Source organism: Streptomyces sp. NPDC048461, from assembly GCF_055587105.1.
The window spans coordinates 69194-82995 of the sequence record NZ_JBVJGW010000019.1; the positions used below are offsets into that span (position 1 = coordinate 69194).

At 74.1% G+C, this 13802-nt stretch carries 13 protein-coding genes; 3 read left to right on the forward strand and 10 right to left on the reverse strand.

The annotated features are described in order from the left end of the window. Positions 1-34 precede the first annotated feature (34 nt). Both ACZ6S8_RS28085 and ACZ6S8_RS28090 read right to left on the reverse strand, forming a co-directional pair. Positions 35-2458, reverse strand: coding sequence for a condensation domain-containing protein (locus ACZ6S8_RS28085; RefSeq protein ID WP_469460191.1), 2424 nt, complete (start codon positions 2456-2458; stop codon positions 35-37). Between the two features lie 473 nt (positions 2459-2931). Next, positions 2932-4395, reverse strand: coding sequence for a multicopper oxidase family protein (locus tag ACZ6S8_RS28090; RefSeq protein WP_469460192.1), 1464 nt, complete (start codon positions 4393-4395; stop codon positions 2932-2934). A gap of 265 nt (positions 4396-4660) precedes the next feature. Between ACZ6S8_RS28090 and ACZ6S8_RS28095 the strand changes: the two genes are divergently transcribed. The 3 genes from ACZ6S8_RS28095 to ACZ6S8_RS28105 all read left to right on the forward strand — a co-directional run bounded on the left by ACZ6S8_RS28095 (position 4661) and on the right by ACZ6S8_RS28105 (position 7534). Further along, positions 4661-6055, forward strand: coding sequence for a pyridoxal phosphate-dependent decarboxylase family protein (locus ACZ6S8_RS28095; RefSeq protein WP_469460193.1), 1395 nt, complete (start codon positions 4661-4663; stop codon positions 6053-6055). 229 nt (positions 6056-6284) lie between these two features. Further along, the gene (locus ACZ6S8_RS28100) at positions 6285-6902 is read left to right on the forward strand and encodes a hypothetical protein (RefSeq protein WP_469460194.1); all 618 of its coding nucleotides are present in this window, start codon (positions 6285-6287) and stop codon (positions 6900-6902) included. Next, positions 6899-7534 (forward strand): DUF6875 domain-containing protein, encoded by a 636-nt coding sequence (locus ACZ6S8_RS28105; protein WP_469460195.1) that lies wholly within the window; start codon positions 6899-6901, stop codon positions 7532-7534. Before ACZ6S8_RS28100 ends, ACZ6S8_RS28105 begins: the two co-directional genes overlap by 4 nt. A gap of 56 nt (positions 7535-7590) precedes the next feature. On the opposite strand, the gene ACZ6S8_RS28110 is transcribed toward ACZ6S8_RS28105, so the two are convergent. The 8 genes from ACZ6S8_RS28110 to ACZ6S8_RS28145 form a co-directional block, all read right to left on the reverse strand. Then, positions 7591-8454: an alpha/beta hydrolase gene (locus tag ACZ6S8_RS28110; RefSeq protein WP_469460196.1), complete on the reverse strand. Its 864-nt coding sequence runs from the start codon at positions 8452-8454 to the stop codon at positions 7591-7593. Further along, complete coding sequence (locus ACZ6S8_RS28115) at positions 8451-9173, reverse strand: beta/alpha barrel domain-containing protein (RefSeq protein ID WP_469460197.1); 723 nt, start codon at positions 9171-9173, stop codon at positions 8451-8453. The genes ACZ6S8_RS28110 and ACZ6S8_RS28115 overlap by 4 nt, the downstream gene beginning before the upstream one ends. Beyond that, a complete protein-coding gene (locus ACZ6S8_RS28120; protein ID WP_469460198.1) occupies positions 9170-9907 on the reverse strand; it encodes a phosphoribosylanthranilate isomerase in 738 nt (245 codons plus the stop codon). Before ACZ6S8_RS28120 ends, ACZ6S8_RS28115 begins: the two co-directional genes overlap by 4 nt. Next, positions 9904-11049, reverse strand: a complete 1146-nt coding sequence (locus ACZ6S8_RS28125) for an acyl-CoA dehydrogenase family protein (protein ID WP_386534920.1) — start codon at positions 11047-11049, stop codon at positions 9904-9906. The genes ACZ6S8_RS28120 and ACZ6S8_RS28125 overlap by 4 nt, the downstream gene beginning before the upstream one ends. A 62-nt stretch (positions 11050-11111) precedes the next feature. Then, a complete protein-coding gene (locus ACZ6S8_RS28130) occupies positions 11112-11486 on the reverse strand; it encodes an ectoine synthase (protein WP_030721055.1) in 375 nt (124 codons plus the stop codon). Positions 11487-11569: 83 nt separating this feature from the next. Then, the gene (trpA, locus tag ACZ6S8_RS28135; RefSeq protein ID WP_469460199.1) at positions 11570-12418 is read right to left on the reverse strand and encodes a tryptophan synthase subunit alpha; all 849 of its coding nucleotides are present in this window, start codon (positions 12416-12418) and stop codon (positions 11570-11572) included. Further along, on the reverse strand, positions 12411-13454 hold the full coding sequence (locus ACZ6S8_RS28140) for an anthranilate phosphoribosyltransferase (RefSeq protein WP_469460200.1): 1044 nt from the start codon (positions 13452-13454) through the stop codon (positions 12411-12413). The genes trpA and ACZ6S8_RS28140 overlap by 8 nt, the downstream gene beginning before the upstream one ends. 86 nt (positions 13455-13540) lie before the next feature. After that, the gene (locus ACZ6S8_RS28145; RefSeq protein WP_469460201.1) at positions 13541-13798 is read right to left on the reverse strand and encodes an acyl carrier protein; all 258 of its coding nucleotides are present in this window, start codon (positions 13796-13798) and stop codon (positions 13541-13543) included. Positions 13799-13802: the final 4 nt, after the last annotated feature.

Sequence of the window (13802 nt, forward strand, 5' to 3'; positions counted from 1 at the left end):
CTCCTGGTGGTTGGTGGACGGGTCGTCGGGGCGGTCAGGGTCGGGCGGTGGCGGCCGCGGCCGTCTCCAGGGTCCGGGCGAGGGCCCGGACGGGGTCGGGGCCGCCGGGGGCGGTGGGGGCGGCGGCGCCGATCACGACGAGGGGCGGGTGCCAGCCGTGCGAGGCGATGCGTTCGGCGACCTCGCAGGCGAGGGTGCCCGCGCCGGTGAACCCGCCGAGCAGCAGCGGTTCGCCGCGGGCGAGGGCGGGGCGGAGCGCGGCCAGAGCGGTCCGCACGTCGGCGGGCGGCCGCAGGGTGGCCAGGGCCTGCGGTCCGGGGTAGGCCGCGGCGAGCGCGTCGTAGCAGCCGGGGGGCGCCTCGGGCGGCGGGAGCAGGCAGATCGTGCCGGCCCCGGCGCGGGCGGCGGCGCGCAGGATGCGCAGGGTGCGGGCGGCGGGCGGGGTGGCGCGGGGCAGGGGGCTGCCGCCGGTGGCGGCGAGCAGGGTCAGGGCGTCGCCGACGGTGGCGGGTTCCCGTGCGGCGGAGGGCAGTTCGCGCAGCATGCGGGCGGTCTGGGCGAGGGTTTCGGCGGCGTCGGCGTCGGTGACGCGGGCGCGGTCGTGGACGGCGGTGAGGACGAGTCCGCCGTCGGCGTCGTGGTGCGCGGTGACGGCGAACGGCAGCGCGGTGTGCGCGGCGACGGCCTCGGCGGGTCCGACGTGGACGCCTTCGGCGGCGAGCTCGGCGTGGACGGGGTCGCCGGCGGTCCCGGCGGGTGCGTGGGCTTCGAAGACGATGAGGGACTCGGGGACGGCCGGCTCGCCGGGCGGACCGCCACCGTCCGGCACGCCTGCCGGTCCGCCTGCCGGTCCGCCTGCGGCGGGGCTCTGCGGGGAGGCCCCGGCGGGGCCGGGGGCGGTGCCGGTGTCGCCGCGACCCGCGGCGAAGCCGGTGGGCACGGCGGGGCGGCCGGCGCCTGCCGCGGGGCTGGTGCCTGCCGCGGGGCCCGGGGCGGTGCCGGGGGCCGACGCGGTGCCGGGGGCCGACGCGGTGCCGGGGGCCGACGCGGTGCCGGGGGCCGACGCGGTGCCGGAGGCCGACGCGGTGCCGGAGGCCGACGCGGTGCCGGAGGCCGACGCGGTGTCGGGGGCCCGGCGGCCCGGGGCGCATGCGCCGGGTGCGGGGGCCGGGGTGGTGGGGCGGGACCAGTGGGTCGACTGGGTCGGGGCGATCCATTCGTAGGACGAGGCGTTCAGGGCCTGGGCCGTCAGGTCGGCCAGGAGCCGGGTCAGCGGGGCGGCCGGGTCGATCCGGACGTGGAGGGGGACGGCGCTGCGCAGCGGTCCGGGGAGGCGGTCGGCGCCGGGGAGGGGGATGCCGCGGCCCGAGACCGCGGCCGCGAAGGCGACCGTGCCGGGGCGGGGGGCGGCGTGGTGGAGCTGGAGGGCCCAGACGGCGTGCAGGGCGGTGCTCTCCGTCGCGCCGCGGTCGGCGGCCCAGTTGCGCAGGCGCAGGGCCTCGTACGGGGTGAGCCGGCGGCGGGTGCGCCCGTGTCCGCGGCGGGCGGGCGGGGCGGGCGGGCGCAGCGGCAGGCGGGCCGCGTCCGCGGGGATCGGGGCGCGGGACCAGTAGGCCCGGGCGGGTTGCGGGTCCTGCCCGGCGGTCCATCGCAGGTGGTCGCGGATGTCGGGCCGCCGGCCGCGGCCGGCCGGGCGGCCGTCGGCGAGGTAGGCGCGGTACAGGGCGCGTTGGAGGAGGCGGGCGCTCCAGCCGTCGAGGAGTGCCTGGTGGTAGGTGAGCAGGACGCGGTGGACCCGGTCCGGTTCTTCGAGCAGGGCGATCCGCAGGGCCGTGCCGGGCCGGTACAGGTCGAACTCGCGCATGCGCTCGCTCAGCAGCAGGGCGTGCCAGTCGGCGCTGCCGCGGGCGTGGCGTTCCAGTTGGGGTACGGCGTGGGGGTGGACGGCGATCAGGGGGCCGGTCCCGGGTGCGGGGGGTGCGGCCAGTGCGGTGCGCAGGGCCGCTTCGCCGTCGTAGAGGGTCTGCCAGGCGGCCGTGAACCGCCGGGCGTCCAGGGGTCCGTGCCAGCGCCAGTGGAGCTGTTCCACGTGGAGGCCGGCGCCGGGGTGGGTCATCGCGTCCAGCAGTGCGTGGCGTTGCAGGGGTGTGGCGGGCAGCGCGGTGCGGGGTCCGGGGCCGGCCGGGCGGCGGGCGGGGTGCGCCGGGTGGTCCGCGGTGCTGCGGGGGTGTCCGGCGGGTGCGCCGGTCAGCAGGTCGGACAGGCGGCCGGCGGGGAAGGGCGGCGGCGGGAGGGTGAGGGTGTGGTGGTGCGGGGTGTGCCGGTGCAGGGTCGGGGTGCACGGCGGGAGGGCGGCGAGGGCGGCCCTGAGCGCGGCGGGTGTGAGGGTGCCGTGGAGGTCGAGGGAGGGCGGGGGGCCGGGGGTGACGACCACGGTCATGGCCACGGTGGCGGCCATCGCTTCCCTCCTCTTCCCTTTCGGCATCCGGTTCCTGGGTCGTGAGTTGCGGTTGTGAGTCGCGGGTCGTGAATTGCAGTGCGGGGCGGGTCGTGGGCGTTGCGGGGGCGGGTCCGCCGCGCGGGCGGAGCCGTGTCCCGGTGGTGCCGATGATCGCGTCCGGTGCCCTAGGACGGCCAGAAAACCGCTTGAGGGGGGCGCGCCGCCGGGGCGGCGCGCAGAGACGGGACGGGCGGGGTGAGGGCTCTGACCTGCCTCCCGGGGTCGTGGTGCGGGGCGTTGGCGCGGTGGGGTGGTGCTCGGACTCATGCGGGGACTCGTGGGGGACACGGCCGGACATGGTCTGTTGTCGAGGATCCTTCCGTTCGTTCCTCGGCTCGTCCTTGAGCGCGCGTCGAGCGGGGCGGGCCGCTCCCCCGCCCCCGCGGCGGCCCGCTTGTCCCGGCCGGGCCGCCTTCGCGGTCGGGGCCGCGTCAGCGGATGCGGAAGTTGGCCATCATGCCCATCGCGGAGTGGTCCAGCAGGTGGCAGTGGTAGACGTACGTGCCGCGGTAGGTGTCGAAGGTGACGTGCAGTTTGACGCTCTCGCCGGGGAAGAGGCGCACGGTGTCCTTCGGCCCGGACTCGGCCGGTCCCGCGGGGGCGCCGTTGCGTTCCAGGACGCGGAACTGGACCAGGTGCATGTGGAAGTTGTGCGGGGCGAGCTTGTTGGTGTTGGTGACGGTCCAGATCTCCGAGCTGCCGTGCGCGACGGTCTGGTCGATGCGCTGGTAGTCCCACACCTGGCCGTCCATGAACCCCCGCGGCTCCTGGCGGCCGTCCTCGTCCATGCTGAGGACGATGGAGCGCTGGACGGTGGCCGGGCGCAGGGCCGGCAGGGTGCGCAGGTGGCCCGGTATCCGGCTGGGGTCGGGGGCGGTCCGTACGACGTCGAAGCGCAGGACCTTGCCGACCTGGTCGGGGGTGCCGGGGCCCAGGGTGTTCTCCAGGACGATCTTCGTGCCGACCGGGTAGCGGGAGAAGTCGATGACGACGTCGGCGCGTTCGGCCGGGGACAGGCCGACGGTGTCGGTGGTGAAGGGGCGCTCCAGCAGTCCGCCGTCGGTGCCGATCTGGGTGAGGGGGCCGCCGTCGGAGAGGCGGAGCTGGAAGAAGCGCATGTTGGAGGAGTTCAGGAGCCGGAAGCGGTACTTGCGGGCGGCGACCTCGAAGTAGGGGCTGGGGCGGCCGTTGGCGAGGACGGTGGTGCGGCCGAAGACGTCGTCCATGACGTAGACGAGCTGTCCGCTCTCGTCGAAGCGGGCGTCGCGCAGGGCGATGGGGACCTCGTACTGGCCGGCGGGGAGCGGCAGGGAGCGCTCGGTGTCGTCGGAGAGGAGGTAGGTCGCGGACAGGCCGCGGAAGACGTGTTCGGACTCCATGTGGTGGGCGTGGTCGTGGAACCAGAGGCCCGCGCCGGCCTGCTGGTTGGGGTAGGTGTAGGTGCGCGAGGTGTTCGGGGCGAAGGTGTCCATGGGGCCGCCGTCGTTCTCCGGGGAGACGTTGCCGCCGTGCAGGTGGACGGAGACGGGCATGGTGAGGGTGTTGCGGTGGCGGATGACGACCTTGCGGCCGCTGCGGGCGCGCAGGACCGGTCCGGGGAAGTGGCCGTCGTAGGTGAGGACCTTGGTCTGCACTCCGGGGATGATCTCCCGGGCCGCTTCCTTGATGGTGACGGCGTACGTGTCCTGGCCGCCGAGGGTGGAGACCGGCGCGAGGACCGGGGTCAGGGGCATCCGTACGGTGAAGGGCGGCGGGAGGGTGACCGGCTTCGTCCCGGCGGGGGCGGTGGCCTGCGCGGAGCCGGTGCTGAGCAGCGGTGTCAGTCCTCCGGTGGTGAGCAGACCCGCGCCGGTCGCGGCGATGGCGCCGCTGAGCAGGCTGCGTCTGGTGACCATGGGGTGTCCTCCTGGGAAGGGGCGGGGTGGGTGCGCGCGGGCGGCCGCGGCGGGCCGGTGCCGCGGGCGGCCGGCGGTGGAAGGCTCCACGCGGGTGTCGGGCCGCGAGTGCACCAGACGCGGCTTGCGGACGGCTCGAGCCGGGATGGTGTGCGGGGTGCGGCGTTGCGCGGGCCTTGCGGGGGCTGGGCAACGCTCCTCGTGCGTACGTACGACCGCGTACGCGCGACTCGCGCCGCCCCCGGGCGGTGCTGGGGAGGCTCCCGTGGACCTGCACGACCTGCACGACTTACGCGACTGGCTGCCGCGCGCGCTGGGGGTGGCGGAGCGGTGGGGCGGGCAGTTCGGCCCGTACGAGTCCCATGAGGCGCACCGGGTCCGTCCGGAGGCGTTCACCGAGGCCTTCGACCGTCTCGCGAAGCGGATGGACCACAACTATCCGTTCTTCCACCCGCGTTACGCCGGGCAGATGGTCAAGCCGCCGCATCCGGCGGCCGTGACCGGCTATCTGACCGCGATGCTGTTCAACCCGAACAACCATGCCGCCGAGGGCGGTCCCGCGACGACGGAGATGGAGCGGGAGGCGGTCGCCGAGCTGGCCGGCATGTTCGGTCTGGCGTCGCACGTCGGGCACCTGACGACGAGCGGCACGATGGCGAACCTGGAGGCCCTGTACGTCGCCCGGCAGTTGCACCCGGACCGGGGGGTGGCCTACAGCTCCGAGTGCCACTACACGCACGAGCGGATGTGCCACGTGCTGGGCATGGAGGGTCACCGGATCGCGGCGGACGGCCGCGGGCGGATCGACCTGGGCGCGCTGGAGGATGCGCTGCGGGGCGGCCGGATCGGCACGGTGGTGGTGACGACGGGCACGACGGGGCTGGGGGCGGTGGACCCGGTGCACGAGGTGCTGGCGCTGGCGCGCCGGTACGGGGCCCGGGTGCACGTCGACGCGGCGTACGGGGGGTTCTACGCGATCCTGGGCCGGGCGGGTGCCGGGGGTCTGGACGCGGCCCCGTGGCGGGCGATCGCCGAGTGCGACTCGGTGGTGGTGGACCCGCACAAGCAGGGGTTGCAGCCGTACGGCTGCGGGGCGGTGCTGTTCCCCGATCCGCGGGCCGGGCGGCACTTCGCGCACGATTCGCCGTACACGTACTTCACCGACGCCGAGCTGCACCTGGGCGAGATCAGCCTGGAGTGCTCGCGGGCGGGGGCGGCGGCGGCCGGGCTGTGGCTGACGCTGCAGCTGCTGCCGCTGACCGTGGACGGCTTCGGGCGGATCCTCGCCGCGAACCGGCGGGCCGCGCTGCGGTGGGCGGACCTGCTGGAGGCGTCGGACGCGCTGGAGCTGTACCAGCGGCCGGACCTGGACATCGTGACGTACTTCCCGGTGACGGCCGCCGGTTCGCTGTCCTCGATCGACGCGGCCAGTGACCGGCTGCTGCGCGACGGGATGACGGCGGAGTCGGATCCGGTGTTCCTGAGCGTGCTGCGGGCGGACGCGGAGGCGTTCGCCGTGCGCCATCCGGGGGTGGTGCGGGACGCGGAGGCGGCGCGGCTGGTGCGCAGCGTGCTGATCAAGCCGGAGTCGGAGCACTACCTGCCGGTGCTGCACGCCCGGGTGGCGGAGCTGGCCGCGCTGGGCCGCGTCCCGGCCTGACCCGGCCCGGACCGGACCGGCCCCGTACCGTGCCGCGCCCCCGCCCCCTGCCCTCGCTCCTGTCCCTGCCTCTGCGCTGTTCCGGGTTTCCCCGGTGGGCTGCGGCCCCTCCCCCGGTTTCCCCGTGCCGCTTCCCGTCCCGGTTCCTCTCCCGTTCCTGAACGGCTCCCGTCCCCCTTCCCTTTTCCGCTGTTCCGTCTCCCCCTTTTTCCGATCCGGAGGTCCTGCCTTGTCCCCGACCGCGCCGCCCCCGACGCCGACCGATCCGCCCGCCGCGAGCCGGCTGGGCCGGCCGGAGGCCGACCGCCTGTGCGCCCTGCTGGCGTCCTCGTTCCAGGAGGACGCCCTGACCCGCTGGATGATCCCCGACGAGCAGCGCAGAGCCGAGCTGCTGCCGGGGTTCTTCCGGGTGTTCGTCGATCTGTCCGCCTCCTACGACGGGGTCCTCACCAGCCCCGGCGGTGATGCGGTGCTCCTGTTCCTGCCGCCGGGCGCGGAGCCCGACGAGGCCGCCCTGGACGGGGCGTTCGCCGCGGCCCTGGGCGGGCACGTGGAGGCGCTGCGGACCATCGCCGCCCTCCAGGCGCAGGCGCACCCGCACGGCCCGCACTACTACGTGTCGTTCGGGGCGGTCCGTCCCGGCCGCCAGCAGTCCGGCCTGATGTCCGGACTGCTGGGCGTGATGGCGGGCCGTGCGGACGCCGAGGGCGTCGGCCTGTACACCGAGGCCAGCTCGCCGGGTGGTGAGGCCGCGACCCGGCGGGCCGGTTTCGCCCGCCTCGGCGGGGACCTGGCGCTGCCCGGCGGCGGGCCCGTCCTGCGACCGATGTGGAGGGATCCCCGATGAGGGGCGACGACCTGATCCGTTCCTGGACCACCGGCGAGGTGGCCCGGGGCGACGTCCCGGCGGACGCCCTGGGCCCGCTGTTACAGGTGCTGCTGTGGAGCCGGGACTTCCTGGTGTCCAGCCACCCCGAGCTGGGCCGTACCGGCCCGGTGTGCCCGTACACGCAGCCCTCGCTGCGCAAGGAGCTGTTCCATCTGGCGCTGCCGTCCGCGGACTGCGACAACCTGGCGCTGGCCGTCGATTCGCTGCGGACCCGGCACGCGGTTCTCTCGGAGCCGTTGTCGCCGGAGGACCGCGAGCTGCTGACGATCCTGCTGGTTCTGCCGGGGTTCGATCCGACGGACTCGGTGGAGCTGGACGAGCTGCAGCGCAAGGCGAAGGACGAGTTCGTGGCGGAGGGGCTGATGATCGGGCAGTTCCATCCGGTGTGCGAGGAGCCGGGCCTGTACAACGAGGCGTTCCGGCCGCTGCGGGCTCCGCTGCCGCTGCTGGCGGTCCGCAAGCTGCTGGTGTTCGACCTCCCGTTCCTGGTGGGTGACGATGCCCATCTGGACCACTACCTGCAGCGTTTCGCGCCGGGGATCCCGTCGCGGATCCGGGACCAGCTGGTGAGCCGGGTGGTGGCGGTCTGACCGCTCCCCCGGCCCGGTGACCGACGGCTGACCGCACCCGCTCCACGGGGGTGCGGTCAGTCGTGTGAGGGGGCCCGGTGGGCCGGGGCGGCGGACGTGAGGCAGGTGTCGAGGAAGGCCAGGGCGCGCTGGTGGTAGGTGTCGGCGGTGTGGCCGAGGCTGATGTTGTGGCCGGCGGCGGGCAGGTGGTCGACGGTGACGGACGGGGACCGGGTGAGGCGGGAGGTCATCGCGGTCAGGGTGGTGTCGTCCAGGTGCCACCAGGCTTCGTGTTCGGCGAAGGTGAGGCGGACGGGGATGCGGACGTCGGGGGCGAGGGTTTCGAACTGGCGGGGCCAGTGGATGGTTTCCGCCGATTCGCGGGGCGGGGTCGGGGCGAGGAGGGCGCGGCTGGCCTGGAAGGTGCCGCGGGGGTAGAGGTTCAGGGGGCCCCAGTTGAGTTTGGTGGCGCCGCCGCCGAGCGTGGAGGGGAAGTGCAGGGCCTGGGGGTCGTACTGGTAGCCGGTGCCGGAGGTGTCCAGGCCCAGCAGGGGCAGGGCGCCGGCGGTGGCCGCGGTGTGGAGGGCGACCTTGCCGCCGTCGGAGTGGCCCAGGAGGTGGAAGCCGGCGCCGGTGTCGTGGGTGCGGGCGTGTTCCTTGAGGGCGGCGTGCAGGGTTTCGGCCTGTTCGGCGAGGGTCTGGCCGTCGGGGAGGTGGCCGGCGGAGGCGCCGTAGCCGGGGCGGTCCACGGCGAGGACGGCGTGGCCGGCGGCGGTGGCGAGGGGGATGAAGGAGTTCCAGTACGCCGCCCGCATGCCCCGGCCGTGGATGGCCAGGATGGTGGAGCGGGGCGGGGTGGTCCCGGGGAGCGCCAGGAGCGCCGACAGTTCGATGCCCGCCGCGTGGAGCGTGTGGGCGTGGACGGTGGGCGGGCGGGTCACCGTACGGCCAGCCCTCGGCGGGCGCCGGCCATCGTGTCGACCCAGTGGGCGGGTGATCCGGTGCGCAGCAGGGAGGTGCCGACGAGGAGGCCGCGGAAGCCGGCGTCGAGGAGTCCGGCGGCGGTGGCGGGGCTGTCGATGCCGCTGGCGCTGACGGGACAGGCGGTGCCCGCGCTCTGGAGGGCGGGCAGGAGGTCCAGGGAGCGGCCGAGGTCGCCGGCGCCGCGTTCGCGGGTCTTGATGTCCTTGTTGTTGACGGCGATCACGCATTCCTGGGGGTGGTGGACGGAGGCGAGTTCGGATTCCTGGGTGATCTCGACGAAGGGGGTCAGGCCGGTGCGCAGGCATTCGGTGACCAGGGTGCGCATGCTGGAGGCGGGCAGGAGGGCGGCGGTGAGCAGGACGGCGGAGGCGCCGAGTTCGCGGGCGGTGTGGATCTGGTCCTTGCGGGTGATGAAGTCCTTCTGGAGGATCGGGAGGTCGGTGAGGGCGGCGACGTCGCGCAGGAGGGCGGGTGAGCCGCCGAACCAGCGGCCGGTGACGACGGAGACGCACGGGGCGCCGGCGGTTTCGTAGGCGCCGACGATCGCGGCGGGGGTGCGGCCGCCGAGCATGTCGTAGCCGTGGGCGTCGCGTCGTTTCACCTCCATCACCACGGGGGCCGGGGAGGCCAGGAGGGCCTCGAGAAAAGGGAAGCCGGTCCGGTTCTGCTTGGTCATCGCGACAGCTCCAGCGGGCGGTGGTCGGGGTCGGGGGTGGTTCCGGTGCGCCAGGCGCGGGCGAGGGCGGTGATCTCGGGGACGCCGAAGGCGCCGGTGGTGTGGTCGCGGGCGGCGGTGTCGACGTCGATGCCGCGGTAGCCGGGGTGGCGCACGATGTCCTCGTAGGCGGGGCGGTGGGCCGGGGTGAGGCCGCCGGCCAGGAGGAAGGGGCGGGTCAGGCGGGGCAGGAGGGCGGTCAGGCGGGCCGGGTCCAGGGTGCGGCCGGTGCTGCCGATGCGGCCGTCGCCGGTGGCGGTGTCGAGGAGGAACAGGTCGGTGCCGGCGCGGTCGTAGGCGCCGATCAGGGGGCGTTCGACGCAGCCGCCGTCTTCCTGGACGTGGAGGACCTTGACGATGCCGACGCCCGGGGGGAGGGCTTCGCGCAGGGCCCGTACGGTGGCGGGGGGCTGGTAGGCGTGGAGCTGGACCCAGCCGGCGCCGGTGGCCCGCACGAGGTGGGCGAGGTGGGCGGGGTCGGCGAGGAAGGTCACCAGGACCGGCAGGAGGCCGGCCGAACGGGCCGCCGCCGCGAGGGCGGCGACCGCGTTCGGTTCCAGCTCGGACGGGCCGCCGGGTACGCCGTGCCAGAGGCCGACGCAGTCCGCCCCGGCGGCCGCCGCCGCCTCGATGTCGTGCGGGGTGGTGGCCCCGCAGACCTTCAGCAGTGTCCGGGACAGGGGGTGTGTGCTCACTTGCCGAGTCCCAGGGTCGAGGCGATGCGGTTGTACTGGATCTCGTTGGATCCGGAGTAGATCGTGCCGCCGACGGCGTTGCGCACGTCCTGCTCCAGTCCGGATTCCGACATGTAGCCGTGGCCGCCGAAGATCTGTACGGCGGTGAGGCTGGTGGCGAGGTTGGACTCGCTGGTGACGATCTTGGCGATGGCGAGGTCGGCGGTGATGTTCTCGCCGGCTTCGAGTTTCTCGCCGGTGTCGTAGAGCCACTTGCGGGCGGTTTCCAGCTGGATCTTCGTGTCGACGATCTTGTTGGCGATCGTCTGGTACGAACCGATCGCCCTTCCGAAGGAGGTGCGGGTCTTGGCGTAGTCGACGCAGCGTTGCAGCCGGTGTTGCATCTCGCCGACGTTGACGATGAAGGAGAGGAGGATCTCCCGCTTCATGACGTGGTCCAGGACCATGAATCCTCCGCCGACGCGGCCCAGGACGGCGGTCCTGGGGACCCGTACGTCGTCGAAGAACAGCTCGCTGAGCGGTGAGGTGCGCAGGCCCATCTTCTTGATGGGGCGGCCGGCGCTGACTCCGGGGGTGTTGCGGTCGACCAGGAAGGCGGTGGTGCCCAGGGGGCCTCCGTCGGGGTGGGTGCGGGCGTAGACGACGATGACGTCGGCGACCGGTCCGTTGGTGACGAAGACCTTGCTGCCGTTGATGACGAAGTCGTCTCCGTCGCGGACGGCCCTGGTGCCCATCGCCATGGCGTCCGATCCGCCTTCGGCTTCGGTGATGGCGTGGGCGCCGATCGCCTCGCCGGAGCAGATCTGGGGCAGGTAGCGCTCTTTCTGTTCGACGGTGCCGAACTGCTGGACGGGGATGCCGGTGGAGCAGATGGAGGTGGTGACGGAGAAGCTGAGGCCGGCGTCGCGGTTGTACTCGCCGAGGCCTTCCAGGACGTACATGGTGGTGAGGAGGGACTGCCCGAGGCCTCCGTAGTCCTCGTGGAAGGGCAGTGAGAGGATTCCGGTCTTCTGGACGAGCTTCCACTTGTCCTCGGAGAAGGCGGACTGCTCGTCGAGTTCGATGTGGTCTGCGCTGAGTGCGTCTCCCCACCGCTCCAGGCCTTCGCGCAGATCTGCCTGGTCGGCGTTCCAACGGATCACGACGGACCCCTTTGTGTCGGTTGCTGGCGGTTTGGCGGCGCCGGGGGCGCCCGGGGGGTGGCTCAGTAGGCGGAGGAGCTGTGGGCGTCGAGGCTGTGGACCTCGTCGCCGCGCAGGGCCGGCGAGAAGACGCAGACCAGGCGCAGGTCCTCGTGGGGGCTGGCGACGAGGAAGTGGGCGTCGTGCTGGTCCAGGGCGTACATGCGGCCCGGGACGATCTCGTGCGAGGTGCCGTCGAGTTCGATGACCTCGCCGGAGCCCTCGATGCAGTAGCAGGCCTCGAGGTGGTTGACGTATTCCAGGCGGGACTTGGTGCCGGCCAGGACGGTGGTGTCGGTGAGCGAGTAGCCCAGGCCGTCCTCGGCGAGGAGGAAGCGGCGGCTGAGGCCGTTGCCCCACTCGACGGTCTTCACGGACTCGATGTCGCGAACGATCATGGCGGTCTCCCGGTGTGTGGTGGTGCGCGGATGGTGCGGATGAGGGGTGGAGCTCCTGGGTGGTGCGGGTGGGTGCGGGTGGGTCAGGGGTGGTGCGGTGCGGGGGGCAGGACCGAGCGGACGAAGGCGCGGAAGGCTTCGGTCACGTCGTGGCCGGCTTCCTGGGCGCGTTCGACGGCGGCGACGGCGGCGGAGCCGATGATCGCGGCGTCGGCGCCGGATGCGCCGACGGCCTGGACGTCCTGCCGTGTGCTGACCCCGAAGCCGACGGCGATCGGGGAGCTGGTGTGGGTCCGCAGTGCGGTGACGGCCTGGGCGAGTTGGGCGTGGCCGGCGGCGGGTGCGGTCCCGCTGCGTCCGTAGTGGGCGACGAGGTAGAGGTAGGCGGAGGCGTGTGCGGCGGCCTGGGCCTGGGTGTCGGGCGGGCTCTTGGTGTAGCAGGTGGTGACGACGGGCAGTCCTGCGGCGGCGGCGCTCTCCAGGTGGCTCTGGCGCAGGCGCGGGGGCAGGGCGTGGATGAGGAGTCCGTCGGCGCCGGCGGCGGCGATGTCGCGGGTGGCGTCGGCGAGGTCGCGGTGTTTGAGGGAGTGGCTCCAGTCGGCGAGCAGTGCGATCCGCAGGTGGGCCAGGTGGGGGCGTACGTCGGCGATGAAGGCCAGTACGTCGTCCAGGCCTGCGCCGCCGCGGTCCAGGGCGCGGCGTGCCGAGCGCTGGATGACGGGGCCGTCGGTGACGGAGTCGGGGAAGGGGACGGCGAGTTCGAGGCAGTCGACCTTCTCCTCGTCGAGCATGAGGACCAGGTCGCGCAGGACGGGCAGGGGCGGGTCGCCGGCGTTGAGGAAGAGGGCGAGTCCGGGTCCCCGGCCGGGGGTCCGCCGGGTGAAGAAGGGGGCGGGGGCCGTCGTGGCGGTGGGGGCGGTGGTGTCAGGCACGGGCTGCCGCCAGGGTGCGGGGGGCCGGGGTGGCGGCGAGGCGGCGGGCGAGGTCGTGGGCGGCGCCGGAGCGGACGGCGTCCTCGGCGAGTGAGACCGCGGAGGGCCAGTCGCGGCGGGTGCCGGAGGCGACGATGAGGGCGGCGGCGCCCAGGCTGACGGTGCGGGTCGCGACCCGGCCGGCGGTGCCGGCGAGGACGGACCGGAAGTGCGCGGCGGCGCCGGTGGGGTCGGCGGCGGGGCGCAGGTCGCCGAAGGAGCCGTCGGCGGGGGTGAGTTCGCCGGGGCGGATGGTGCGGGTGTGGCCGGTTTCGGTGTGGATGGTGTTGGTGGCGAAGGGCAGGAGCTCGTCGGCTCCGGTGTCGTTGGTGGCGAGCCAGATGCGGCGGGTGGTGGTGGTCGCGGCGAGTTCCCGCAGGGTGTCCAGGGGGGCGGCCGCGGAGACGCCGGTGAGCTGGGCGGTGACGGGGAGTTCGGCGAGGAAGGGGCCCAGTGCGTTGAGGAACCGGCCGAAGGGCTTCATGCTCAGCGGCGCGGTGGTGCGGGCGAGGCGGGTGAGCTGGGTGGGGTAGACGTACGGTCCGGCGAAGGCGATGCCGTGGGCGGCGAGGGTGTCCTCGGTCTGGGTGTGGGAGGAGGTCAGGCGGATCCCGAGCCGTTCCAGGAGGTCGACGGAGCCGAGCGAGCTGGTGTAGGCGCGGGATCCGGTCTTGACGACGTTGACGCCGGCGGCCGCGGAGACGAACGCCGAGGCGGTGGAGATGTTGAAGGTGCGGGGTCCGCCGCCGGTGCCGACGACGTTGACGGTGTTCTCCCAGGGGGTGGTGGCCTGGGGGGCGGGCCTGCGCTCGGCGAGGGAGTCCAGGAGGTGGCGCAGGGTCTGGTGGTCGGGCAGGCGGCTGGTCAGGGAGGCCAGCAGGGCGAGGACCTGGGCCCGGTCGAGGCTGCCGTCGCCGAGCTGGTCCCACCAGGACCGCCAGGCCTCCCGGCCGACCGGGGCCTGCTGTTCCAGCAGGGTGGTGAGTGCGTCGTGCACGGTCGCTCTCCGTCTCGTCTGCGTCGGGATGGTGTGGTGCGGTGCGGTGCGGTGCGGTGTGGTGGCGGGTGGGTGGTTCGGTGGTTCTAGGCGGCCGCCGTGCGGCGGGAGTCGGCGATGAAGGCGTCGATGGCCTCGACGCTGCGGAAGTTGTTGGGGTCCAGGTCGGCGTCGCCGATGGCGAGTTCGAAGCGGTCCTCGACCCAGGCGATGAGCTTGAGGACGCCCAGGCTGTCGATGACGCCGTCGTTGAGGAGGTCGTGGTCGACGGCGAGCTCGGCGGCCGGGGTGCCGGGGAGGAACTCGGTGATGACGAAGTTCTTGATGGTGGTGACGTTGCTCATGGCG

Excerpts from the sequence above, each read along its gene's own strand:
- ACZ6S8_RS28145 (WP_469460201.1), bottom strand. The coding sequence starts at position 13,798 with ATGAGCAACGTCACCACCATCAAGAACTTCGTCATCACCGAGTTCCTC.
- ACZ6S8_RS28090 (WP_469460192.1), bottom strand. The coding sequence starts at position 4,395 with ATGGTCACCAGACGCAGCCTGCTCAGCGGCGCCATCGCCGCGACCGGC.
- ACZ6S8_RS28130 (WP_030721055.1), bottom strand. The coding sequence starts at position 11,486 with ATGATCGTTCGCGACATCGAGTCCGTGAAGACCGTCGAGTGGGGCAAC.
- ACZ6S8_RS28115 (WP_469460197.1), bottom strand. The coding sequence starts at position 9,173 with ATGACCAAGCAGAACCGGACCGGCTTCCCTTTTCTCGAGGCCCTCCTG.
- ACZ6S8_RS28085 (WP_469460191.1), bottom strand. The coding sequence starts at position 2,458 with ATGGCCGCCACCGTGGCCATGACCGTGGTCGTCACCCCCGGCCCCCCG.
- ACZ6S8_RS28105 (WP_469460195.1), top strand. The coding sequence starts at position 6,899 with ATGAGGGGCGACGACCTGATCCGTTCCTGGACCACCGGCGAGGTGGCC.